Source organism: Hymenobacter tenuis (assembly GCF_054780495.1).
Window position 1 is genome coordinate 190,115 of sequence record NZ_BAAGWF010000001.1, and the last position, 23,908, is coordinate 214,022.

Annotated in this window: 23 protein-coding genes; 9 read left to right on the forward strand and 14 right to left on the reverse strand. The window is 56.5% G+C overall.

Translation table 11 applies throughout. The features are described from left to right. The first annotated feature begins 5 nt into the window (after positions 1-5). The gene (locus tag ACYVGU_RS00890; protein WP_460620515.1) at positions 6-2,492 is read left to right on the forward strand and encodes a TonB-dependent receptor; all 2,487 of its coding nucleotides are present in this window, start codon (positions 6-8) and stop codon (positions 2,490-2,492) included. A gap of 309 nt (positions 2,493-2,801) precedes the next feature. After that, on the forward strand, positions 2,802-4,034 hold the full coding sequence (locus ACYVGU_RS00895; protein ID WP_460612949.1) for an acyl-CoA dehydrogenase family protein: 1,233 nt from the start codon (positions 2,802-2,804) through the stop codon (positions 4,032-4,034). Positions 4,035-4,159: 125 nt separating this feature from the next. Here ACYVGU_RS00895 and ACYVGU_RS00900 read toward each other — a convergent pair whose 3' ends face one another. Beyond that, entirely contained in the window at positions 4,160-5,242 is a 1,083-nt protein-coding gene (locus ACYVGU_RS00900) for a hypothetical protein (RefSeq protein ID WP_460620516.1), read from the reverse strand. Positions 5,243-5,528: 286 nt separating this feature from the next. Here ACYVGU_RS00900 and ACYVGU_RS00905 point away from each other — a divergent pair, with 286 nt between their 5' ends. Beyond that, positions 5,529-5,861 (forward strand): HIRAN domain-containing protein, encoded by a 333-nt coding sequence (locus ACYVGU_RS00905; RefSeq protein WP_460612947.1) that lies wholly within the window; start codon positions 5,529-5,531, stop codon positions 5,859-5,861. 13 nt (positions 5,862-5,874) lie between these two features. On the opposite strand, the gene ACYVGU_RS00910 is transcribed toward ACYVGU_RS00905, so the two are convergent. Continuing rightward, positions 5,875-6,831, reverse strand: a complete 957-nt coding sequence (locus ACYVGU_RS00910; RefSeq protein ID WP_460620517.1) for a hypothetical protein — start codon at positions 6,829-6,831, stop codon at positions 5,875-5,877. Positions 6,832-7,020: 189 nt separating this feature from the next. Here ACYVGU_RS00910 and ruvB point away from each other — a divergent pair, with 189 nt between their 5' ends. The 3 genes from ruvB to queG all read left to right on the forward strand — a co-directional run bounded on the left by ruvB (position 7,021) and on the right by queG (position 9,600). Further along, entirely contained in the window at positions 7,021-8,070 is a 1,050-nt protein-coding gene (ruvB, locus tag ACYVGU_RS00915) for a Holliday junction branch migration DNA helicase RuvB (protein ID WP_460620518.1), read from the forward strand. Between the two features lie 77 nt (positions 8,071-8,147). Then, positions 8,148-8,450 carry a hypothetical protein gene (locus ACYVGU_RS00920; RefSeq protein WP_460620519.1) on the forward strand — a complete coding sequence of 101 codons (303 nt, stop codon included), beginning with the start codon at positions 8,148-8,150 and terminating at the stop codon, positions 8,448-8,450. 163 nt (positions 8,451-8,613) lie between these two features. Further along, positions 8,614-9,600, forward strand: coding sequence for a tRNA epoxyqueuosine(34) reductase QueG (gene queG / locus ACYVGU_RS00925; RefSeq protein ID WP_460620520.1), 987 nt, complete (start codon positions 8,614-8,616; stop codon positions 9,598-9,600). Between the two features lie 90 nt (positions 9,601-9,690). Here the strand turns inward: queG and ACYVGU_RS00930 are convergent, their stop codons facing one another. The 5 genes from ACYVGU_RS00930 to ACYVGU_RS00950 all read right to left on the reverse strand — a co-directional run bounded on the left by ACYVGU_RS00930 (position 9,691) and on the right by ACYVGU_RS00950 (position 13,606). Further along, on the reverse strand, positions 9,691-9,885 hold the full coding sequence (locus ACYVGU_RS00930) for a hypothetical protein (protein ID WP_460612942.1): 195 nt from the start codon (positions 9,883-9,885) through the stop codon (positions 9,691-9,693). Positions 9,886-10,153: 268 nt separating this feature from the next. After that, on the reverse strand, positions 10,154-11,062 hold the full coding sequence (locus ACYVGU_RS00935; protein WP_460620521.1) for a ferritin-like domain-containing protein: 909 nt from the start codon (positions 11,060-11,062) through the stop codon (positions 10,154-10,156). A gap of 19 nt (positions 11,063-11,081) precedes the next feature. Next, positions 11,082-11,804, reverse strand: coding sequence for a ferritin-like domain-containing protein (locus tag ACYVGU_RS00940; protein WP_460620522.1), 723 nt, complete (start codon positions 11,802-11,804; stop codon positions 11,082-11,084). Positions 11,805-11,992: 188 nt separating this feature from the next. Then, on the reverse strand, positions 11,993-12,847 hold the full coding sequence (locus tag ACYVGU_RS00945) for a ferritin-like domain-containing protein (RefSeq protein ID WP_460620523.1): 855 nt from the start codon (positions 12,845-12,847) through the stop codon (positions 11,993-11,995). 33 nt (positions 12,848-12,880) lie between these two features. After that, a complete protein-coding gene (locus tag ACYVGU_RS00950) occupies positions 12,881-13,606 on the reverse strand; it encodes a ferritin-like domain-containing protein (RefSeq protein ID WP_460620524.1) in 726 nt (241 codons plus the stop codon). 340 nt (positions 13,607-13,946) lie between these two features. Between ACYVGU_RS00950 and ACYVGU_RS00955 the strand changes: the two genes are divergently transcribed. Beyond that, complete coding sequence (locus tag ACYVGU_RS00955; RefSeq protein ID WP_460620525.1) at positions 13,947-15,359, forward strand: BatD family protein; 1,413 nt, start codon at positions 13,947-13,949, stop codon at positions 15,357-15,359. Positions 15,360-15,430: 71 nt separating this feature from the next. Continuing rightward, complete coding sequence (aroC, locus tag ACYVGU_RS00960) at positions 15,431-16,507, forward strand: chorismate synthase (protein ID WP_460620526.1); 1,077 nt, start codon at positions 15,431-15,433, stop codon at positions 16,505-16,507. Between the two features lie 64 nt (positions 16,508-16,571). Here aroC and ACYVGU_RS00965 read toward each other — a convergent pair whose 3' ends face one another. After that, a complete protein-coding gene (locus tag ACYVGU_RS00965; protein ID WP_460620527.1) occupies positions 16,572-17,939 on the reverse strand; it encodes a sodium:proton antiporter in 1,368 nt (455 codons plus the stop codon). Between the two features lie 219 nt (positions 17,940-18,158). Between ACYVGU_RS00965 and ACYVGU_RS00970 the strand changes: the two genes are divergently transcribed. Further along, positions 18,159-18,791: a NifU family protein gene (locus ACYVGU_RS00970; protein WP_460612934.1), complete on the forward strand. Its 633-nt coding sequence runs from the start codon at positions 18,159-18,161 to the stop codon at positions 18,789-18,791. Positions 18,792-18,920: 129 nt separating this feature from the next. Here the strand turns inward: ACYVGU_RS00970 and ACYVGU_RS00975 are convergent, their stop codons facing one another. The 6 genes from ACYVGU_RS00975 to ACYVGU_RS01000 all read right to left on the reverse strand — a co-directional run bounded on the left by ACYVGU_RS00975 (position 18,921) and on the right by ACYVGU_RS01000 (position 23,769). Then, complete coding sequence (locus tag ACYVGU_RS00975) at positions 18,921-19,370, reverse strand: CHRD domain-containing protein (RefSeq protein ID WP_460620528.1); 450 nt, start codon at positions 19,368-19,370, stop codon at positions 18,921-18,923. Positions 19,371-19,415: 45 nt separating this feature from the next. Continuing rightward, positions 19,416-20,339: a DUF5777 family beta-barrel protein gene (locus ACYVGU_RS00980; protein ID WP_460620529.1), complete on the reverse strand. Its 924-nt coding sequence runs from the start codon at positions 20,337-20,339 to the stop codon at positions 19,416-19,418. A 12-nt stretch (positions 20,340-20,351) separates the two neighbouring features. Then, entirely contained in the window at positions 20,352-20,939 is a 588-nt protein-coding gene (locus tag ACYVGU_RS00985; protein ID WP_460620530.1) for a YceI family protein, read from the reverse strand. 6 nt (positions 20,940-20,945) lie between these two features. Then, positions 20,946-21,392, reverse strand: a complete 447-nt coding sequence (locus tag ACYVGU_RS00990; RefSeq protein WP_460612930.1) for a hypothetical protein — start codon at positions 21,390-21,392, stop codon at positions 20,946-20,948. 372 nt (positions 21,393-21,764) lie between these two features. After that, complete coding sequence (locus tag ACYVGU_RS00995; RefSeq protein WP_460620531.1) at positions 21,765-23,192, reverse strand: porin family protein; 1,428 nt, start codon at positions 23,190-23,192, stop codon at positions 21,765-21,767. Beyond that, a complete protein-coding gene (locus ACYVGU_RS01000; protein WP_460620532.1) occupies positions 23,167-23,769 on the reverse strand; it encodes an RNA polymerase sigma factor in 603 nt (200 codons plus the stop codon). Before ACYVGU_RS01000 ends, ACYVGU_RS00995 begins: the two co-directional genes overlap by 26 nt. Between the last annotated feature and the right edge of the window lie 139 nt (positions 23,770-23,908).

Consider the following 23,908-nt stretch of genomic DNA (forward strand, 5'->3'; position numbering starts at 1 on the left):
CATCCTTGAAAAATTTATTGACAACCGGAGTAGCCTTGCTGGCATTCTCCGGTACGGCATGGGCGCAAGGCCCCGTGTCCGGACAGGTTACCGATGCTCGCACCGGAACCCCACTGCCTGGTGCCACCATTTTGCTTGACGGTGCCGCTAGCGCCGCAACTGACGCCGCTGGTACCTTTTTGCTACCAATCGTGCCAGCTGGCTCCCATGAGTTGCGCATTACCTTTCTGGGGTATGAGGCCCTAGTGCAGCGCCTAGAGGGACAGAATGCAGCACAGCGCCTGACCCCATCTCTGCAGGCTGGTGGCGTGCTCACCAGCGAGGCACTTGTACTGGCCTCCCGCGCCAATGAGCGCACGGCCACGGCTTACACCAACGTGAGCAAAGAGGAGCTCGCCAAGCGTAATTTTGGTCAGGATCTGCCGTATCTGCTCGACCAGACGCCTTCGGTAGTGGTAAATTCTGATGCCGGCGCCGGGGTAGGCTACACCGATATCCGCATTCGGGGCATCAGCAATACGGGCATCAACATGACCATTAACGGTGTGCCCTTAAACGATGCGGAGTCGCACGGCTCGTTTCTGGTGAACCTGCCGGATCTGTCATCGTCCATCAGCAGCTTGCAGGTGCAGCGGGGGGTAGGAACCAGCCAGAACGGCGGGGCCGCTTTCGGGGCCAGCCTTAATATTTCCACCCTCGAAAGCCGCCAGCAAGCCTACGCCCAAACCCAGAACACGTTTGGCTCTTTCAACACCTGGAAAAACAACGTGTCGTTTGGTACGGGGCTGCTTGGCAAGCACTTCACCGTCGATGGTCGCCTTTCGCGCATTGCCACCGATGGGTACGTGAAGCGGGGCGCCTCAGACCTGAAATCGTACTACCTCGCTGCGGGCTACCAAGGCAAGAATACGCTGCTCAAGTTCATTACTTTCTCGGGCCGCGAGAAAACCTATCAGGCCTGGAATGGCGTGCCCGAGCCTGCCATTACCGGCGACCGGACGTTGCTGCAGCAGTACATTGATAACGGAGAGCTTTCGGAGGCGGATGCCGCCCGAGCTTTGCAGGAAGGGCGCCGCTACAGCTACTACACCTACGACAACCAGACCGATAACTATCAGCAAAACCACTACCAGCTTCACCTCTCGCAGGGGTTGGGCCAAGATTGGAACCTAGGCGCCGCCCTGCACCTTACCCGCGGCTTTGGCTACTACGAAAGCTACCGCGCCAACCGCAAGCTGGTGGAGTATGGCCTCGAGAACGTGGTGCTGGGTGATACCACCATCAAGCGCTCTAACCTGATTGACCGCAAGTGGCTCGATAACTATTTCTATGGCGGCACCTTCGCGCTGAACTACCAGCCCAAGGAAAACGATAAGCTGCAGGCCACGCTGGGTGGCGCCTGGAACCGCTTCACCAACGACCATTACGGCGAGGTAATCTGGGCGCAGTATGCTTCCAACAGCAATATCCGGCAGCGCTACTACTTTAACGATGCCCTCAAAACCGACTTCAACGCCTACGCCCGCGCTACCTGGCAAGTGCTGCCCAAGCTGGGGGTGTACGGCGATGTGCAGCTTCGCCGCATTGCGTACAACATTGATGGGGTAGAGGATGACCAGAACGACGTGACCACCCGCGCCCGCTACACCTTCTTCAACCCCAAAGCCGGCGCCACGTTCTCCCTGAGCGAGCATCAGCAGCTGTACGCTAGCTACGCCGTAGGCCAGCGCGAGCCCGTACGCTCCGACTTTACCGACCGCCCCGCCGGCGATAGAAGCGCCAAAGCCGAGCGCCTACAAGATGTCGAAGCGGGCTACCGCCTCTCATTGCCGAACACTACTTGGCTGGGAACCGGCACCGCAGTTCGGTTCGAGGCCAACTACTTCTACATGAAGTACCGCAACCAACTGGTAGCTACCGGTCAGCTGAACGACGTAGGCACGGCCCTGCGCACCAATGCGCCGCGCAGCTACCGTACCGGCGTGGAACTGACGGGCTTTGCGTCGGCTAACGACAAGCTCAGCCTCAGCAGCACGCTTACGCTCAGCCGCAACCGCATCCTGGACTTTCAGCAGGTAACCTATGATGCCGACTACAACCCCATAACGGCGTCGGAGGGGCGCACCACCACCATTTCGTACTCGCCCTCGGTGGTATCGGCGCATACCTTGGAGGGGCAGCCGCTGCGGGGGCTGCGCCTGGCGCTGCTCTACAAGACTGTCAGCCGCCAGTACCTCGATAATTCGGCTAGCTATGAGCGGCGCATAAAGCCCTATCAGGTGCTGGATTTCCGGGCGCGCTATGCCTTCCAGCCTAAGTTTGTGAAGGAAATAGAGCTAGGGCTGCTAGTAAATAACGTGCTCAACCGCAAGTATGTAGCCAATGGCTACACCTACGGCTACCCCGGCGCCGATGGGCAGCAGCAAACCTTTAACTGGTATTTCCCCCAGGCCACCCGCAACATATTGGCTTCCGTGGGGGTTACTTTCTAGTAGATTCCAGCGGATAAAAAAGCAGGATTTATTTTAAATAAAGTAGCATAAACCTATCTTTCGGCATAAGCTTTGTAGATGAGCTTACCATTGATATTTCCCGGCCGGGAATCTGCCTTCTGGCCGTTTGTCGGTGTCTGAGTCGCCGGTGGGTCTTCGGCATTCCCGACCCGACTCTGTGGCACCCCGAAACCCTGACCAGCCCCCTTCCTGGTCAGGGTTTTTCGTTGGCAAAGAGGTAGCACCTCTAGTCGGAGGTCCGTAGCGAAATTCCTATCTTTGAGAAGTAAACCCACCCAATTTCTCGTTATGTCTTCCCAAGCTGACGTTCTTTCAACCAAGGCCCAGGTGCAGCGCAACAAAGGCTCCCTGAATGCTGCGGGCTTCACTGATTACTATGATATCGACGGCCTGCTGACCGAGGAGCACAAGCTCATCCGGCAAAGCATCCGCGACTTCGTGAAAAAAGAAATTTCGCCCAACGTAGAGAAGTGGGCTCAGGACGCGCATTTCCCCTCGGAGATTGTGCGCAAGTTTGGCGAAGTAGGTGCCTTTGGCCCCACTATTCCGACGGAATATGGCGGCGGCGGCCTCGACTACATCAGCTACGGCCTGATTATGCAGGAAATTGAGCGCGGCGACTCCGGCATGCGCTCTACGGCCTCGGTGCAGGGCTCCCTGGTGATGTACCCCATCTATCAGTACGGCTCCGAGGAGCAGCGCCGCAAGTTTCTGCCCAAGCTGGCTTCCGGCGAGTGGCTCGGCTGCTTCGGCCTCACGGAGCCCGACCACGGCTCGAACCCGGGTGGCATGACCACCAACATCAAGGACATGGGGGATTACTACCTCCTGAACGGCGCCAAACTCTGGATCAGCAACTCGCCTGAGTCCCATGTGGCCGTGGTGTGGGCCAAAGACGACAACGGCCGCATCCGGGGCGTTATCGTGGAGCGGGGCATGGAAGGCTTTACTACCCCCGAAATTCATAACAAGTGGAGCCTGCGCGCCAGCATTACCGGCGAGTTGGTGTTCGAGGATGTGAAAATCCCGAAAGAGAATATTCTGCCCAACATCGACGGACTCAAAGGTCCATTGAGCTGCCTCGACTCGGCCCGCTACGGCATTGCCTGGGGCGCGCTGGGTGCGGCCATTGACTGCTACGAGTCGGCCCTGAAGTACTCCTTGCAGCGCGAGCAGTTCGGCAAGCCCATTGCTTCGTTCCAGCTCCAGCAGAAGAAGCTGGCCGAAATGATTACCGAAATCACAAAGGCCCAGTTGATGGTGTGGCGCCTAGGCATGCTCAAAAACGAAGGCAAGGCTACCTCCGCCCAGATTTCGATGGCCAAGCGTAACTCGGTAGAAATTGCTCTGGAAATTGCCCGCGAAGCCCGCCAGATTCATGGCGGCATGGGCATCACCGGCGAGTACCCCATCATGCGCCACATGATGAACTTGGAGTCGGTAGTGACTTACGAGGGCACCCACGATATCCACCTGCTCATCACCGGCGCCGATATCACCGGGATTCAGGCATTCAAGTAAGCTAGTGAGCTAGTAGATACTAAAACGGCCGCTCTGGAAACAGGGCGGCCGTTTTTTGTTGCGTGTATTTCCTTCCTATAAATAGCGGGCTTGCTCTGGTTGCTACCTACTAGCTCACTAGCCCTCTACGAGGGGGTAAGTACTAGGTCCTTTTTGGGAGTGAGCAGGCGCTTGGCTAGGCGCCAGGCCGTCGGTAGTTTGGAGGCCAAAGACAGCAAGCGTTGCGGGTTCAGCAAGCTGTGCGGTACTCCGAGGTAGCGGCCGAGGTAGTGGGCTAGCTCCGGCTGCGGCACCCGCCAGAAGGAGGAGCCGGGGGTGACTACCAGCTTATCGAGTACGGGAATTCCCTGTAGCTTTTCGCTGGGCATGTGCCAGATGGGCAAGTCCAGGTCGGAGTCGCGGACGTCGGAATAACGGTAGGCGGTCCACATGCGCCGGATAAACGGTTGGGCGTTCAGCTTGGGGCGCGGCAGCGAGTTATAGGCTGGTATGGTGATGTATTCGTCGTTATCGAAGATGCTTTCTTGGTTGCAGAAGCGGGGCGGTTGCTGCTTATACGTGCTTATTATGTGGTTCCATTGCTGAGCTATGGTGGCTATGAGCTCTCTGAAACAGCCCCGGGTGCCGCCTACCAGTTCGCCGCCGTAGTAGTAGGGCGCCGTTTCTGGGAAATCGGGGAACAGCTGCCGGTACAGGTCGCCCATATCGCGGCGGCTAAGCCCGAAAATCTTATCGTCGGGACCGGAACTCATATCATACAGCAGCAACGAGCCGGAGCCTACGGCTGCTTCCAGTTCAGCAGAATTCCGGGTCCAGACGCAGTCTGAGTCCAGCAATAAGCTGCAGTCGGCGGCCTGCGGCCCAGACAGGGCACTCATAACCTCGAGTTTATAGAACCCATTGCGGAATTTGCCCGAGAAGTTTGCCGGAGGCTGGTATTGCTCAAACTCCATCTCCTGAATCCGGACGCCCAATCCGCGCAGAAATTCGCGGTAATCGGTGCCATGCCACACGGTGGGCCCCTTGTCGTTGGTGTAGAGTACGTGGCCCGCCGTAGGATTGCAGCGGGTTGACGTAGCAAAAAACACCATCGCACATTGCCAGTATACCCGGCGGCGCTGGTTGGCGGTTACATCCTGAAGCTGGTCGTAATAGGAGGCCGGATGGCGCGCATCATCAACACAAAGGCTCGTCACAATATCCATCATATAAATGCCTTAAAGTGAGAAAGATAAGATAGGTAAAATAGTAGTGGATATGAAAATTACTTTTTAGAATATGGTAATATTGTTCCTGTATAGTGTAGCCTACTCCTTTGGATACAAGCAAGCCGAACCTGCTGTAAGGCGTGGTAAGTGTGCTGAGCGGTGATTCAGCACTCGTTTAGTGTAAGCAGATGGAAGTCGAAGACGATTAAAACGACATTCAACTATACCGACAAGAAAAGTTGTGGCGAGTCGGCGTATTTTACGGCCTCAATCTTTCTTGCACGCTATGTCCACGTCTACGCCCGAGTCTTTGGTTTTGCTTGAATGCCTGGTAGCTGGTACCACCCACCGCCAGGGCCTGCGCGAGTACGAGCCACGTTTGCAACCTACGCAGGAACTGGCCCTGCAACGCGAGGCCGACAGCACCTACGACGACTGGGCCGTGCGCGTACTTACCACTGGCCCCGACGCGTTCTGGCTGGGCTACCTGCCCGAAGGCCGCAACGAAACCGTGGCTCGGTTGCTGGATGCGGGTTACCCGCTAACGGCCCGCCTTACCCATAAAGCCTGGGAAGACGAGTGGCTGCACCTGGAAATTGAGGTTTTACTAGGGCAGTAATAGCCGCAAACTGCTAAAGCGAGTCGGCTAGGCGCAGCACTTCTTCGCGGGCTGCCAGAATTTCTGGCGCATCGGGGAAAGTATGCTGCACCCATTGCGTAAAGCCGCTTACCATTTCGCCTACGGCCTGGCGGTTGCTGGCAGGGGCAGCCTCCGTGGCGGCTGTTTCAGCCTCCGTAAGCACCGGAAAGGCTTCCTCCAGCCCAATCTGGCTCATTACATCCGACACGAACACCATCCCGCATACCTGCATGCCTTGGTAGAGCTGCACCAGTTCCGGCATGGTAAGCGTGAGCTGCTCCTGGGCGCGCACCCGGCTCAGGTGCTCAATAAGCGGCTCCAACGCCTGGGGCTGCAGGTTGGGGAGTTGGCTTACTGCCTGCAGAAACGGATGTCCTTCGTTGGAAGGCAGGCTATGTACTAGCAGCAGGGCCAGCCGTAGCATTTGCAGCTGTGGCTCCGAAAGGCGCAGGTTGGCGGCCGGTACTGGGGACGGTTTGGCCGCTAGTAGCGCCGCAAAAGCCTCCTCGATTTGGAGGCGATGCAGGCCTAGTGAAGCAGTGCCAATCGGCGCCGGAACGTGCTCTTCAAGCGTAGTTAAAAAAGCACCGCTCAGCTCCAGGCAATAAGTTTTCAGGTGTTCCAGCTGCGCAGTCGTAATCTGCATTTGCTGCCGCACATAGCCTAGCACGGGAGCTGCCAAAGAGGTTTCCAAGGTAAGGCGGCCTAGTAGCAGCAGGTGATAAACGCTCAGCGGTTCGGCGCGTAAGGAGGCCAGTAGGTCAGCGTGCGTCTGAATGAGGTTTAGCTTCTGAACATCAGCGGTGGTAAGCTGGGCCAGTTGGCTGAGAGGTGCCGCTTCGGGGTAGCTAAGCAGCTCGGCCGCGGCCATGCCGTGCAGGCTCAGGCAGTGGGCTAGCTGGTCGTAAAAGTCAGAAGGAAGGGCATCAAGCCAAGAAGCAGCAGACATAGAAGCAGAGCGGATGAGGCCGCAAGTTAGGCCGGATTTTAAACCCAGGTAAGTTGAGAGCAGATGAGAAGCTGGTGTTTTGCTAATTATATTAGTTAAATAGGTATTGGGTAATATTTTTTGCTAAAAAAGGCACCAACCCAGCCCCCGAACTGTTACCTTTCGACACGCTGAATTACTTGTACGCTTATGCGCGAATCGTATATGACTGGTGGCAAAGACCACATGGACGCCACCGAAAAGGACATCGATAAGGCCTTGCGGCCCCTTTCCTTCGATGACTTTACCGGCCAGGGCAAGGTAGTAGAAAACCTGAAAGTGTTTGTGGCCGCCGCCAAGCACCGTGGCGAGGCCCTCGACCACGTATTGCTGCACGGGCCTCCCGGCCTAGGTAAAACCACGCTCTCGCACATCATTGCCAACGAGCTGGAGTCAGGCATCAAAATGACCAGCGGCCCGGTATTGGACAAGCCCTCGGACCTAGCGGGCCTGCTCACCAACCTGGAGCCGAACGATGTGCTGTTCATTGACGAGATTCACCGCTTGAACCCAGTGGTGGAAGAGTACCTGTACTCGGCCATGGAGGATTACCGCATTGATATTATGCTCGATTCGGGTCCGAACGCGCGGTCAGTTCAGATTTCGTTGTCGCCGTTTACGCTTATTGGGGCTACCACGCGCTCTGGTATGCTTACCTCGCCGCTGCGGGCCCGTTTTGGTATCAGCTCCCGCCTCGAGTATTATGATTCCAAGTTGCTGACTTCGATTGTGCTGCGCTCGGCCGAAATCCTGGGCACGCCCATTTATGAGGATGCTGCCTTCGAAATTGCCCGTCGTTCGCGCGGTACGCCGCGTATTGCCAACAACCTGCTGCGCCGCACCCGCGACTTCGCCCAGATTAAAGGTACCGGCACCATCACGCAGGAAATTGCGCAGTTTGCCCTCAACGCCCTCGACGTAGACCAGAACGGCCTCGACGAAATGGACATCCGCATTCTGAGCACCATTATCGATAAGTTTAAGGGCGGCCCTGTTGGCCTCAGCACCATTGCCACCGCCTGCGGCGACGAAGCCGAAACCATCGAGGAAGTGTACGAGCCTTTCCTGATTCAGGAAGGCTTCATCAAGCGTACGTCTCGTGGCCGCGAAGCCACGGAGCTAGCCTATCAGCACCTCGGCCGCACCATGCCCCAGCACTTGCGCGGGAATTCCGGTACACCGGGCGAGCTGTTTAGTTAGGCTTGATTCTCATAGATACGTGAAGTGTCAGGAAGCAGTAACTTGAGCTATTTTTTTACTTAAAAATAAATAAAACCATGCACTTTAATCTGAATAATTTAATTCGTGAAACGAATAAAAAAATCATTAGCAACGATTTAGATGCTGTATTATTTAATTATACAGAGGATAACTCGATAAGAGTTTCTATGGGTGAAATAGCTTACTTTCTTGATTATATAAAACTATCAGAGGTCTTGTCAGTGAATGATATAGATTTGAAGCAAGAGAAGAATGTTTATGATACACTTTCTAAACATATAATAAATCAGCTGATGGCTGCGCGAGGTAGTAAGGCTTATCCAGAGATAAGTACACATCCTTCTGATATTATTAAATAAAAAATATATAAGAAGATTAGATTAATTATTACACAACTTAGTCTTGGGCTTTGTTGGGACTTCTAAATTAATTATACATAGAATATACAATTATAATCATTTAAACTAAAACGCCCCGTCAATGGCAGGGCGTTTTAGTTTTTTAGCAGATTTTTGCAGTAATATGCTTCCAACCGCTCACTATACTGCTTTCATCAAACGCCGGGCGGCGGAGCTGGGCTTTATGTATTGCGGTATTTCCAAGGCCGAGTTTCTGGAGGAGGAAGCGCCTAGGCTCGAAAACTGGCTCAACCGCCAGATGAACGGCAAAATGGCCTACATGGCCAACCACTTCGATAAGCGCCTTGACCCGCGCCTGCTCGTAGATGGTGCCAAATCGGTGATTTCGCTGCTGCTGAATTACTACCCTCCCGAAGAGCAGCAACTGCCCGACGACACGCTCAAAGTAAGCAAGTACGCCTACGGCCGCGACTATCACTTCGTCATCAAGGACAAGCTCAAAACCCTGCTGCACGATATGCAGGAGGAGATAGGGGAGGTAGGCGGCCGCTGCTTCGTTGACTCGGCTCCCGTGATGGATAAGGCTTGGGCCAAGAAGAGTGGACTGGGTTGGGTAGGAAAAAACTCCAACCTCATCACGCCCGGTATTGGCTCGTTCTATTTCATTGCCGAGCTGATTGTCGATGTGGAGCTAGAGTACGACGGCCCGATTAAGGACTACTGCGGTACTTGCCGCAAGTGCCTCGATGCCTGCCCCACGCAAGCCATTACGGAGCCCTACGTGGTGGATGGCAGCAAATGCATCAGCTACTTCACTATCGAGCTCAAGGACCAGATTCCGCGGGAAGTAGAAGGGCAATTTGGTAACTGGATTTTTGGCTGCGACATCTGCCAAGATGTGTGCCCCTGGAACCGCTTTGCCAAACCCCATCAAGAGCCGCAGTTCAATGCGCACCCCGGCCTGAAAGACCTCACGACCAACGACTGGCAGGAAATCACGCATGAGCTGTTTTCAGAGCTCTTTAAGCAGTCAGCAGTGAAGCGCACAGGTTATGCGGGCTTGCAGCGCAACATTCGGTTTGTACTAGGGCAGGAACCGCTGACAACCTCGCCCGCCCCGGAAAGCAACCCCGATGCACCCAGTATGTAACAGCCGAAAAACACCGAAGCCGTAAGCGGGCTTGCTGGGTGGCAAGTGGCTTACGGCTTCGGTGGTGGAAAGCGGAAAGGAAAGAATAGTTTAAGCGACCGTCGGTTGGGTAAACACGCGGTTCAGAATCCGACGGTACAGAGCGGAAAATTGCTGGTAGCACCAAGCTTTCAACTCTGAAAGCTCTGCCGGAACAAGCGTCCGGAGGGCTTTACGAAGCTCCTTCTCAAAGAGAATTTTGTCGAAGCTTACTTTGAGGAGAATGGTTTTTGCGTACTCAAGCATGGGTGGAGTTGGTTTTCACAGGGTGGTTAAAAGAGCGGAAGTTGATGAACACGCAGCTTGTACGTGCACAGTTAAAAAAAGCTTAGCTCAGCACTAATTGTTTTGGCAGGTGTCTTGAAAGATACAAAAAAATGCTCTGTAAATACAAGTGCCAGACGTGAAAGGCTACCCATTCAGTTCCGGCGGCGCATAAAAAAAGGAACGTGAGGTACGTTCCTTTCTTACAAAGCTCGGTTCAGCAGGTTTCCTGCGTGTGTTGCGTTGGTTACTAATACATGAAGAGTTGCGCGAGGCTAGTAGCAGTTGCCGCATCAAGTGGCTCATCAAACGCCTCAGCCACTTTGGCCAGAATCTCAGCATCCGGCAAGGGCGGGGTAGCTACGTTAATGGGCAAGGTAGAGGCAAAGGGAACCAGCCGTGGGCCTGACAGATACTGCGCCCGATTTTCCTCCCCGGCATATGCCAAATTTTGGGTAGTGCCAGCCGCTGTGATAGGAGCATCTGAAGGGCTTACCCAGCTTTTAACGGTAGCGCCACGCTTGCGCCGCATCGTCCGAATTTGGGCGGCATGTCGGGCCTCTGTTGAGTGAATCCGGACGGCGCTTTCTAGTAAGGCATTGTCGGTCTGCACGTATTCAACCTGCCCTTTGTAGGCGCGTACTCCCGCATCTTCCAGCAGCTGTGCTACCTTCAAAAAGGTGTCGAAGTTGCTGAATACATCAGGATACAGCGCAGCTCGCGAGCCGTTTTTGCTACCCGTAAAATCGAAGTTAGGCTTAGCTGGCACGTTGCTGCCAGCATCTGAAATCAGGCGGGTGAACAGTGCTACGTGGCTTGCTTCGTGGGTCTGTATGGCTTGTATCGCAGCCTTATTCTGGGCTGAGCCAAAGAATGCATCTACGTTGGCGGGGCCTTTGCCCAAAACCAGACCTAGGGCCTGTGAGTAGAATTCGCTTTCAAGGTACTCCAGCGTAAGGGCCAGCGTGAGCACGTCCAGCCGCGTACGCGTGTCGAGAGTGCCCGCCGTAGCCTGTTGGGGCAGTGCTGTGATTAGAGCTGGAAGCAAAGCAACGCCTGCCTGGCCCAAGCGGGTTAGCGCAGCCCGGCGTGGGGCCGCTCCTTGGAGCGTTTCGGGTTGTAGTTCGGCAAGCCGAGCCAGTAAATTCAGAAAGTTCATAGTCGAAAACGGGCGCGGCCTACGTGGTGGGAAGGGAATCGGTGTTGATCATGACCGTCACGAACGGAGCAATCAGCTTCGCAACTTCGGCGGGCGTTTTGGCTACATCAAGGCCAGCGGCATCGCCGCTAATTGGCACTACGTCAGCGCCAGCAAAGGAGCCCGGCTGCACCTGCTCGCGTACGAATGCCGCATGCCGCGCCTCTACCGATGAGATTTTGCTGAACAACTGCAAATATGTAACGTCAGTAAGCAGCTTGGCAGCGCCATTATAGGCGGCTACTCCCACGTCTTCCAGCGTTTGAGCTGCAGCATACACGCCTGCGCGAGTAGTGAGTGTAAGTGAAGTGAAGTTGAAAACGAGGGGAAGCTTATTCGTATCATAAGCGCTTTCGCCCAACGCAAACTTCATAAACTCCCTATGAATTACTTCATGGTCGCGCAGGTCAACGAAGGCCGCTTTGTCTTCGGCCATGAAATCACTCGGAAATGCTTCTACTACTTTCTGGTAGAAAGCGGCCTCCAGTTGCTCAAGCAGGTAGGCGTAGTTAAGGATGCCAGTATCACCGCTGCCAAAGCTCAGGGTGCCAACCGGCTCTACAGTAGGATTAGGGTCTTCCGTATCATCGGGGCCGCAGCCAGCCAGCACGAGCATGGAGGTAGCTGCCGTAGCGCCCGCTACCCGGAAAAAAGAGCGGCGGCGCAGGGCTCGACCGAAAAATGAAGCGACAGAGTCAGACATGCGTAAGTAACTCAGCGGGGAACAGCCCAACGCAGGCCGTAACATCCCGATTAACAAAGGTACTCCGATAAACCGGGATGCACCAACCAGAAGAGTAACGCACAACCGGAAAGGTTGCGTCCCCGCTACAAGCCACAAAAAAAGGACGACCTACCAGGCCGTCCTTTTTCTCTACTTAGCAGTATTGACTAGAACGTCACAACTGATTTAGCAATGGCCGTAACCGTTGTGCTGTCGAGACCTTCATCGAAGGCAGCGCTTACATCGGCTGCAGTGTACGTAGCGCCAAGTGCAGTTGTCAGGTTAGTGATGCCACCTTGTGCTACGTTGTCCTCGGCTGGGAATGTAGCAGCGGGGTTACCAGCACCATATACTGGATCTGGTGCACCATTAGCTTCTTTGCCTACAATCCAAGGCATAATGTTGGTTTGGCCACCGGCCGCAACAGCGCGACGCATGTATCGTACATGGGCTGCGTGGCGGGCCTCAACAGAGTGAATCTGCAGTGCTGTAGTGAGCACGTTATTCGGGTTGCCAGCGTTTTTGATGACAGTTGCCTGACCTTTGTAGGCCCGAACTCCAGTGTCTTCAAATGCTTGCGCAAAGGTTAAGAAAGTAGGATAGGTAGCGAAAGCACCACCAAAATCGAAGCCATTAGCTGGAGCCGGATCGGCGGCTGCACCCAAAGCACCGGTTAGCAGCGTTACGTGCGCTTGCTCGTGGGCCCGGATGGTTTCAATTGCCGTGCGAGCCGCACCCGTGAGCGTAGCAGTCAGGGTAGGAGCCTTCAGAGCTTGGTCGTAGAAAGCATATTCCAGACGCTCCAGTAGCAGTGCGTAGTTCAGTACAGCCGGAACTGAAGCGAGATTGTTCTGGGCAAAGGTTTTGTTGAAAGCAGATCCAATAGCGATAGGAGCAGCAGCCAGGGCCATTTTCTTGCTGATATCACCTAGGGCCGACAGGGCGCTGCGGCGGTGCGTGAGGCGGTCCATGATTTCAGGATCAACCTTCTCTAGCTCGGAAATTATCTTAAATAGGTTCATAGTACAGGGAAGTCAGAGTTGAGAGAAGAGTGATTATTTGCCTACGTTGTCGCCGTTGATCTTTTCCTTGATGAACGGTTGCGCCGCAGCAAGTACCTCAGACACCGACAGTGCCCGGTCTAGGCCCTGTGCATTTACTACGTCGCTACCAGAGAAGCTGCCTGGCGTAATCAGGTCGCGGATATAAGCCGCGTGGCGTGCCTCTACTGATACAATTTTGCCAGCAATCAGCAAATACGCATCGGTTTTAATCAGGGAGCCAGCACCGTTGTATGCCGCTACACCCAAGTCTTCGAAGGTGCGAGCCGTAGTCAGTACTGAGTTGCGGTCTGTGAACGTTACTTTGCTGAAGTCAGGCGTCAGGCCCGTAATGATCTGGGTAGGCGCTGCTGCTGTAATTGCCGCCTTGAAGAAGTCGCGGTGAATGGCTTCGTGCTTGGCAATAGCTGAAAGAGCCATGCGCTCGTCATCCGTAATGCCAGAATAAGGAGTGGCTACCACTTGAGCGTAAAACGCAGCTTCCAGCTGCTCTAATGCATAGGCATAGTTGAGTACGCCCACGTCGCCGGAACCGAGGCTAACGCCGTCGGGGTTCATTCCAGTGTTATCGTCATCGTCATCATCGCAGCCTGAGAGCAGCAGAGCGGTAGCGCCAGCCGTAGCACCGGCGTACATAAAGAAGGAACGACGCTTAATTGGTGTGTAAAGCGGCTTAGCGAACTCCGCGTCATCGCTGCCGTTTTGCGTGATCTTAGACATACAAAGGAAGGTTTGGGTGAAAAATTTAGGGCAATACAGAGCCACCCGACGAGTATCGGCTATTCAAAAACCCAATAAAGAGCAATGAGTATTCTACCGTGGGTGGATGTGCAGTGAGATACGGCCTAGCTTCCGCTATGGATTTCTTAATGCCAAAATCTTGTTAGAGCCATACTGAAAGCTGGACATTAAATACCCTGGCTTTGGTTTTAGTACCCACACGTAAACCTGCTTTCAGGCGTTTATGCGTAGATTTGGCTAGTTCGCGTTTCAAAACAGGCGTATGCGTTTATTTTTCTGCTTGCTCTGCCTATTGGGCCTAGGCCTTAGCGTGAGAGCAGTGGCGCAGACTCCTGCGGCTGAAATTGTGCTGGGGAAGGCCGCGTTTCCGCTCAATGAGTATTACACCATCAGCTTTCGGCTGCGCGGGGCTCCTTTAGAGCGGTATACGGCGTTTCCAGAGCTCGAGGGATTTAAGAAAAGTGGTAAGTCGAGCACGACGACAACGCGCATTGTTAATGGCCAGTCGTCTACGGAGCTCACCATAACCCAGCGCTACGCCGCCTTTGCGGAAGGCGCCTTTACCGTGAAGCCCTTTACCATGACCATTAATGGCATTGCCATTATGTCGGAGGGCGCTACCTTGAAAGTAGGCCCGCAGCAAGCGGTTCCGCCCGCCACCGCCACCCCGGGAGGCGGGCCGTTGCAGGGAATTGGCCTCCTCGATCAGCTCTTTGGCAAGCCCAAGCCACAGGAATATGTGGAGCCTCAAGACCAAGCTTTTCTGGCAGTAGTCCCGGATAAGGCACGGGTGTATGTGGGCGAAGGCGTGCATGTGGCGCTCTACTTCTACCTCACCCCGCAGGACCAGGCAGTACTGAACTTTCACAATTTCGCCACCCAGCTCCCTGAGATTATCCGGCAGTTGCACCAGCGCACGGTGTGGGAAGAAGGTTTCGATGAGCAGGAAGTGGTACCCGAAAACGTAATGGTCGGCGGCAAGCCTTTTTTGCGCTACCGCCTCTGGGAAGCTGAACTGTATCCGCTTAATACGCAGTCCCTCGTTTTTCCTTCGGTGGGCTTACAGATGGTGAAATACCGCGTGGCCAAAAAGCCGGTGCAGGGCCTTGATAATCGGATGGAGGGATTCAAGGTGTATTACTCGGCGCCCCGCACGGTGCCGGTGGTGGCGCTGCCGCCGCACCCCCTGCGCGACCAAGTGCCTGTTGGTAATTATGAGCTCAAGGAAGCAGTAGACCGCACTACCTTCCGGACAGGCCAGGCCTTTGCTTATACCTTCACGGTGGAAGGCGAGGGAAACCTAGCCGCCGTGAATCTTGCTACCCCCCCGGTGCGCCCCAACCTGGAAGTATATGGGCCAGAAGTGCAGCAGGAGCTTACGCGCCAGGGTAGCCGGGTAGGTGGGCGCAAGAGCTTTCGGTTCAGGATGGTGGCTCGGCGGCCCGGCCCCGTTCCGCTCGACAGCCTGTTCAGCCTCATCATCTTCAATCCGGCCCTAGGGCGCTACGATACCTTGCAGGCTGATGTGCAACCTGTGGTGCGCGGTGCAGTGCAACAAGCTGCCACCTTCCGGGCCCGGCCCGATGACCCGTTTTATAGTACGGCCCTCCGCGTTGCGGATACCACGCCGCAGCCCCGGGATGCTTACAATAACGTGCAGCGCTACGTGAACATGCTGCTAGGGGCACTGCTGAGCGTAGCCGCTGTAGGCTGGTGGCGCAGTCGGCGCTAACACCCGCCTCGGCAATGCCCGCTCGCGCTGTACCTTTGCCTGGCATAGCTCACCAACGGACCGCTTTTCTTATGAATTCTTTCGGCACACTATTTCGCATTACCACCTTCGGCGAATCGCATGGGCCCGGCATTGGGGTAGTGCTGGATGGATGTCCGGCCGGGTTGGCCGTGACGGAAGAACTAATTCAGGCGGCCCTAGACCGGCGCCGCCCCGGGCAAAGCGACCTGACTACCCCCCGCAAAGAAGCCGACCGGGTAGAAATTCAATCGGGAATCTTTCAGGGAGTAACCACCGGCACGCCTATCAGCCTCTTCATCCGGAACCAGGATCAGCACAGCCACGACTACTCGCACATTGAGCACGCCTACCGGCCGTCGCACGCCGACTACACCTATGATCAGAAGTACGGCCGCCGCGACTTCCGGGGTGGTGGACGCAGCTCGGCCCGCGAAACGGCAGCTCGCGTAGCTGCCGGTGCTGTGGCGCAGCAACTGCTCAACCAGCATGGCATCCGCGTGCGTAGCTACGTGTCGCAGGTGGGAGCATTGGCGGTTCCGGTGGGTTACGAAGCGCTTGATCTGAGCTTAATTGACAGCAACCCGGTACGCTGCCCGCACCCCGAAACGGCCGAGCGCATGGCTGAGCTCATCCGGCAAACCCGCGACCGACATGACACGGTAGGAGGCCTAGTGACCGGGGTAGTGCAAGGCGTGCCTGCTGGCCTCGGTGAGCCGGTATTCGATAAGCTGCACAGCGAGCTAGGACGGGCTATGCTGGGTATAAATGCCGTGAAAGGCTTTGAGTACGGCTCAGGCTTTGCCGGCACGCTGCTGTTTGGCTCAGAGCATAACGACCAGTTTTATACCGATGATGCCGGACAGGTACGTACCCGCACTAACCACAGCGGTGGCATTCAGGGCGGCATCAGCAATGGGCAGGACATTTACTTCCGGGTAGCGTTTAAGCCCGTGGCTACCATACTGCAACCACAGGCTACTATTAACGACCAAGGTGAGGAAATAACGTTAGCTGGCCGGGGCCGCCACGACCCGTGCGTGTTGCCCCGCGCCGTTCCCATCGTCGATGCCATGACCAGCCTCGTGCTGGCCGATATGCTGCTGCGGGCCAGGGCCAACAAAGCGTAAATAACTCAATAAAAAAGCCTGATGACATGAGTACATCAGGCTTTTTTTATAGGGTTGGGCCGCTTTACAGGGCTAGTAATAGCAGACCCACCAAGGTTAGGATTGGCAGCAGGTAGGGCACGGCGTAACGCCCGATGTACCCAAAAAAGCTGGGCATCGGGATGCCCTCTTTCTCCGCAATAGAGCGAACCAGAAAGTTGGGTCCATTGCCAATGTAGGTAAGCGCCCCAAATAGCACGGCTCCACTGGAAATAGCTCGTAGCAGAGGCAGGGTGGCAGCCTCTTCGGCGAACTGCCGGACGGCAGCTGGCTGCGCAAAGTTCAGGTCGTGGCCAGCTAGGCTCAGGCCCAGAAAAGAAGCGTAAGTAGGTGCATTATCAAGAAAGGCCGAAAGTGTACCCGTGAGCCAATACAGCGAGGTAGGAGTAAGCCGGCTAGCTACCTCAGGGTTGGCGGCAACGTGCGCCGCGGTTTGCAAGGCCGGCATCATGGTCAGGAAGATGCCGAAAAACAGAAACGCTACCTCCAAAATGGGTGCAAACTGGAAATGGTTGCCCGTAATGGCTTTGTGATGGGCAGTATGGTAGCAGCCCCAGGCGGCCAGCAGCTGAATGGCCTCGCGCACAAATGAAATCTGAAGGCCTGCTACGGGCAGTGTAGGCAGCCAGGGCAAGCGGGCCGGATCCAGAAACACAGCGCCCAGCACCAGCACCAACCACAGCAAGTTGTAGCGCCCGTTAAAATCATAAAGCGGCAAACCTTTTTTGGAGCGGGCACGGCGCCGTTCACTATTAGATAGCAACGAGGGTTGCGGGTTACGCCGGTCTTTCAGCCAGAATATCAGCAGGAGCAAGCCGTTGGTCAGGAGCCAGGGGGCTAGTAAGTGCGCTGAAGTCCAGAAAAACGGCACGCCCCGCAAGTACCCAATAAACAGCGGCGGGTCGCCGAGGGGCGTGAGTAGCCCGCCGGCATTGCTGACAATGAAGATAAAGAAGACGATGTGGTACGGCCGGATGCGCTGGTCGTTCAACCGAATAAACGTCCGGATCAGCATTAGGGAGGCGCCGGTTGTGCCTACAATAGAGGCTAGTACCGCGCCGGTTGCCAGCAACAGCACGTTGCGGCCCGGTGTACCCGGCACGTTTATGTTCAGATACAGCGTGCCGCCTACCACATACAGCGCCGCCAGCAGCACCACAAAGGAAATGTACTCGGCCAGCGTTTCAAGGGCTGTGTGCCAGTCGTGCCTGATAAAGCCATAGTAGCCCAGCATCAGGAGGCCCAGGCCCACGGCTACGTGCGCATACCAATGTTCCCAGAATTTAGGGAAAAGCAAGGGGCCGCTGGCAATCAGGCCAAGCAAACCAAAGAACGGAAGGAGCAGGGGCCAGGCGGGCGGTACGCCGGTGGCAAGCAAGAGCGGATGCAGCATAAGCAGGCGCAAAGGTAAAGCTGCCCGCCGGAGTGCTACGTTTTCTGGATGCCACCCAAAGCAGTTTGCAAAGTAAAAGGCCTAGCGTGCACTTCGGGCCTGCCACTGTTGTTCTAGCATTCAATTACCTTTGCAACTATTACCGCCTATTGCGGTTTACTTGGTCGGGCCAATAAAACGTGCCCGACTTTCTCCCGCTTGTCTCCAAGTCTTTCAAACATGGCTGAACAACTCACTGCCCCCTCTGCGCCGGTTTCTATTTACGCCGAAGCCAGCCCCAACCCCGAATCCATGAAGTTCGTGCTCAACACCCAACTCCTGTCGGATGGGGTGAGCGTGGACTATCCAACCTTGGAAGCCGCCGCCAACTCGCCGCTGGCTCAGGAGCTATTTAATTTCGATTATGTCGGCCGCGTGTTCATGGCTCAGAACTTCGTAACCATCACCAAAACCACCGAGCACCAGTGGGCCCAGCTCATTCCGGAGCTGCGCAGCTTTCTGAAATCGTATGTGGAGGCCGGTGGCCCTATTTTCACCGTGGATCCTGCCGCTGAGCAGCGCGCCGCCCAGCAGGCCGCTGTCACCGGCGACTCCTCGGAGGCCGATCAGCAGACCAGCCAAAAGATTATTGACCTGCTTGATAACTACGTGCGCCCCGCCGTGGAGCAAGATGGTGGCAACATCACCTTCAAAAGCTACCAGGATGGTATCGTGACGGTGAACCTGCAGGGATCCTGCTCGGGCTGCCCTTCGGCCACGGTTACGCTGAAGTCCGGCATCGAGAACCTGCTCAAGCGCATGGTTCCGGAAGTGAAAGAAGTAGTAGCAGAAGGCGTAACGGCCAGCTTCTAGGCGGCTAATTAGCACCTGCTTCTTGCTATAGAGTAACACCAGAGCCCGGCCAAGTTGGCCGGGCTTTGGTGCGTTTAGAGGGGTAGTGTTTTAGCGGAGTTCAGCTTACAGCTGCTGTTTTTAACTGAACTATAGCCCGGTAATGTTCCCCCGAATTTCGCCGCCCGGATACGCCGGTGTATGCAGGTTTACGTAGGTTTCGCCAGCTAGCAGCTTGGTAGCGTTGTCCTCGGTAAGCGTGGCAGTACCCGTGATAGGTGAGGTAGCAACGCTGCTGAACGGAACGAGAACACCGCCGTTAATGCCCGGTGCGCCCTGGTGGATGTGGCCCGCCGAGGGGGCTAGCCCCTGGTACGAAACGGTGTACGTAAGCACCCGCGTTACTTTATCAAAGGAGCCCGAGAAAGTACCCGTGGCCGAAGATGGGGTAGCCGGAACTTCCTGCTGACCAGTGAGCGAGGCCTGAAGCTGCACCGTAGTGGTAGGGGTCGTATCGTTGTCATCGTCGTCATCGTTGCAGGCAGGCATGGCCACCGAAACAAACAGCAGGAGCAGGAAAGCAGGGAATGTAGTTTTCATGAGGGTAGGAGGTAGAGGGTGAAACGATTGGTGCGATAAGTAGACCTAGCGGTTGAAGCCTTCCGAAGAGCGGAGCGTGAAGTTGCGGGCCACATTGAAGCCGAAATAGATGTCGCCCTTGAAAAACCGCCCGCTCGTGCGCGGCACAAACTGCGACTCGATCATGCCATTGGAGTTCGTGACGTGGAGCTGAAACACGTGGCCGCCGGTTTCAATATCAAAGCCGGCGCCTAGGGCATCGTGCCAGCCCGAGGTGCGGGAGTTGGGCAGCCGGCAGAAGTACTCCAGCGTAAGGGCCACTCGTTTCGTGAGCTTTTGGCGGCCCGCAAGTCCTAGCGCGTAGATGTCGTTCGGGTCGGCATTCTCCTCTACTAAGTTGCGGTGCACCACCGTAGGACTAAGCTGCACCGAGAGAGAAGGACTGAACTTGCGCGCTATTAGCGCTTGCCAGCTGTAGGCGAGCCGCCGCGCAAACGTGTGGTTGAACCCATCCGTAGCGGTGGAATAGCGCAGGGTATTGATGGCCGTGCTGCCTAGTACCGTGACGCTCACGGGTGAGCCACCGGGGCCGCTGCGCTGGCGCAGAGCCCGGTATTTCAGAAATCCATCAACCGTTTTTTCTACGGAGCTTCGGCCAATTCCTACCGCTAGCCTATCGGTTAGGCCGTATTCCATGCCTAGCCGGATGGTAGCCTGGTCGAGGCCAAAGAAATTGTAGGCCCCGCTGTTGAGCGTACCAAACCGGTGCGAAATCAGGAAAACCAGCGTGCCTGCTCCCGGCGTCTCGCTGCTGTGCCCATTGATGATGCGCGTGCCCTTAAAGGTGGCCTGAACCAGTTCGGGCCGTAGCGTGTCGGCGGCCTGTTGCTCCAGCTCCTGCAGCAGCGGATCCTGGGCTTGGGCTGCGTGGGTACCTAGTAGCAGCAGTGCCCAAAGCGCCGTGTGGCGAAAAACAGATATAGAAAACATAGAGGCCCGGGTTCAGGGATGAGAAGCGGCCGTGGCCCGGACCGGGGCGCAGGTAAGGCGTACCGTCACGAGCACGCTTCTGGCAATGTGGTCGCGCACCAAAGCCGGGATTTTGATCTGATAATCGGCCGGCGCAACCGAGAAGCTGGAATTCACCACCAGTTGGCCGTTCTGCAGAGCCAGGGTGCCTGGCGCCCGCACTCGGCGCGTTACGCCGTGTATCGTCAGGTCGCCTTCGGCAACTACGGCGTGTGGGGCAGTACTGCCTTGTAGCGCATCCGCATTCCAGTCAACCAAATGACCCGTGAATGTGGCCTTCGGGTAGCGCTCCGACTCCATGTAGTTCTCGTTGAAGTGCTCCTGCATGAGGCTGCGCTTAAACTCAAAGGAGCGGATGGGCAAACTGAAGGCTAGCTGTCCGGTTTGCACATCTACCAGGGCGGCCGCTTGCTGGCTGCGGGCTTCTATGTCTTCGAGGGGGCTGGCAGAGAAAAATGAGATGGTGCCCGCGCGGGTCTGATAACGCGCATCTTGGGCGTAACTCTTCGGCAGCTCCCAGGCCAGCAGGCCCAGTAGCAGCGCAGCATGATGCTTTTTCATAGCGGTTTAGTTGTTAGGCATACCCGCCCGCACCCACTGGCGCAGGGTAGCCAAGTCGCAGGTGGGCAGGCGAGCTTCGTTCTGGGGCATGGGCGCGAAGCCCGGCGCATGCGTTACAGCGCCCAGCAGCCGGCCACTGGCGGCTACCTGCTGCACCTGAGCGTAGGTTTCGAGGCTCACATTGCCATTGCGTAGCGCGTTGTTGTGGCAACTCACGCACCGCTGCTGCAACAGCGGTGCGACGGATGCGGAGAAGGTAATGGCTGTAGAGTCGCAGGCTGGGGCCACTGGGGCCTGGCTTAGCAGCTCTTCGGCACTATCGTAGGCGCAGGCGGGCAGCAAGGCCAGCCCCACCAAGGGTAGCCACCAGAGCCAGCGGCTGATGGTGAGAGCGACAGCCGGGCGCGGGCCCCCGCGCGCAGCCCAGCTGTCTTGTTCAACCACGCGGCTCATGATGTTGCCATTTGCCAGCGGTTTCCTTCGCTTCCGAATCCATGTAGTTGCGCGTGGCCGCGCCTGAGCGTAGCGGCCAGGTAGTCATGGCAGAGCTGGCCGTTGTAGGTGAGCGGTATCTGTGTAAGTCTGCCAGAAGTAGTATCTGAGCTGAAGGATCTGGCTGGCGCTAGCCTAGGGCAACGCCAGCCGTCCGGAGCAGCGCCCCGCCTTGCGTGTAAAGGGAAGTTGTGAGGCATGATGGTAGATGAGCTGAAGTGACGAAAAGGAAGGCAACAGCTACCCGAGCCTGCTCCGGAACAGGCCATATCAGTTGCTGGAACCTCCGCAAGCAGAGGCCAAACACTAGGGTCAGAAAGAAGGGAAAGCGGCTTACGGTGCCGTACGAGGTCGAACAAGTCCGTACTTCACCCCGAGCAGTACGCCCGCACTGTTGAGGCGGATCTTGCCGAAACCCACGCCGCTGAGTGGCAGCTTCAGGAAAGGTTCGGTTTGCATGGTCCAGCGGCCGCTGAGAGTGTGCTCCAGGCCCGCACTTAGGTTCACCACCCGCAGGGCGGCATTGCTGCCCTTTGAAAGGCTCCAGGTGCGGTTCACGTATTGGCCGTTGATGTCGTAGTGGTACGAATACCGCTCATTGCGCATCAGCAGGGAGGTAAGCCCCGCCGAAGCATATAGGGAATACGTCGGCCGGGAAATTACCTCGTAGCGTACATCCAGCGGAATTTCCACAATCCGGCAATTGGCATCTACCTGCTCGATGGGGATGCGCCAGGTCCAGTAAGTGGGCGGCGGATTATAATCAGAGCCGCGGGCGGCGTAGCGCTTTACGCTGCGCAAAACTCCCGTCCGGATGCGCCAGCGTGACGACAAGCGGTATTCGGCGGTTAGGCCAAACGTGCCCCCTAGCCGAGCACCCGGGCCCGGTAGCACCGCCGTGAGCTCGGGGCCGCCTACTACCCCCACCAGCAGGCGGTAACTTGGCAACTCGGAGCGGACAGGCGCTACCGCTACCACAGAATCAGCAGTGGAAATGCTGGCCTGTGCCACCGAATCAGGAGCGAAAGTGCGGGCCAGAGAATCGGTAGGGTGAATCGGGGTAGAAGCGGCGGCCTGCTCAACCGGCTGGCCGAAAGCCTCTGGAGCGGTTGTGGTGCTGCTTTCGGAAAGGCTGACTGCGCTGGCTGCCGCTGGCTGCTGATGGTCAGCCGTGGGAAGTTCGGCCGCCGTACTAGCCCTCACAATTGGCCGAACCGCCACGCCTGGGATGCTTTTGCTAAGTGCCCTAGTAACTCCTGAAGTAATTGGGGTAGCAACAGCCACGCTAAGTGATGCCGGGGCACGTTGCGGCCGCGAGGTGGTAGCTGCAGTTGTTGTTTGCTGAGAGGGTAGGGTTGTAGCGAATGGCGCAGTTGGTGCGCTGAGTACAGAAGGGTTTGGGCCAGACGAAGAGCTAGTACCGCGCGTTGTACCGTTGCCAGGTAAGGTTGAATCGGGAGAACTGGTTGGCCGGTTGGGCTGCGTTGCCACTTGGCCCGAGAGGGGAGCAGAAGGGCGGAGCGGAAGCCGGGACGGAAACTGCCAGAAGATAAACAGCAGCGCCACTAGCCCCATTTCTAGCGCAAACAGCCCCGCCACCCGCCGCAGGACCTGCCGCCGCAGCCGTTGCTGCTGGGCTGCTTCATCTAGCTGCTCACTCAGGCGCAGCCAGCCCGACAACGATACCTTGTCGGGGTAGGCATCGGCGCCGCGCCGGAACAGCTGATCTAGCTCTTCATCTGACATATCCGGCGTACGCATGGTGATGGTGGTTTTTAAGCAAACACCTGAGCTGTGCTCGGGCTTTGAATAGGTTTGATTTAGAGGCGCCAACCGAGATGTGGAGGCTCTCCGCTATTTCCTCGTGCGAGTAGCCATCAATAGCAAACAGATTGAACACGGCCCGGTAGGCTGGTGGCAGCTCCCCGATTAGCCGAAGCAGCTCTTCAAAAGAAAGGTCATCTAAGGGTGTCGTGTTGGTGTCGGCCAGGTAGGAGGTAGCAGCATCTAGCTCGGTTTGGAAGGCGTGGCAGTGAGCGGCCCGAAAGTGGTCGATGGCCGTGCAAACCATGATGCGCCGCAGCCAGCCGCGCAGAGAGCCGGGCAGATCCTGCGGGTGGCGAGTGGCATCAAAGCGCGGTAGTTCCTGAAAAACTTTTAGGAATCCGTCGTTTACGGCTTCCTGGGCTTGGTCGCGGTTGTGGAGGTAGCGCAGGCAAATACTAAGGGCATAGGGGTAGTAGCGGCGGTACAAGTGGCGCTGACTGGTACGGTCCAGCCTCCGGCACCCGGCCAGCAGTTCGGTAAGCAGCGCAGAGTCTGGTTCGGGGGTAACCACGGTAGCGGAGCGTCTAGTTACTTCTCAACTCGGAGCCCAATCAGGAAAGGTTGCCTGAGTATTCATAAAATTTAATAAAAAAAGCCCGGCTGAGAAGCCGGGCTTTTTAGAAAGGATTTACGAACTGGTAGTCCGCCGA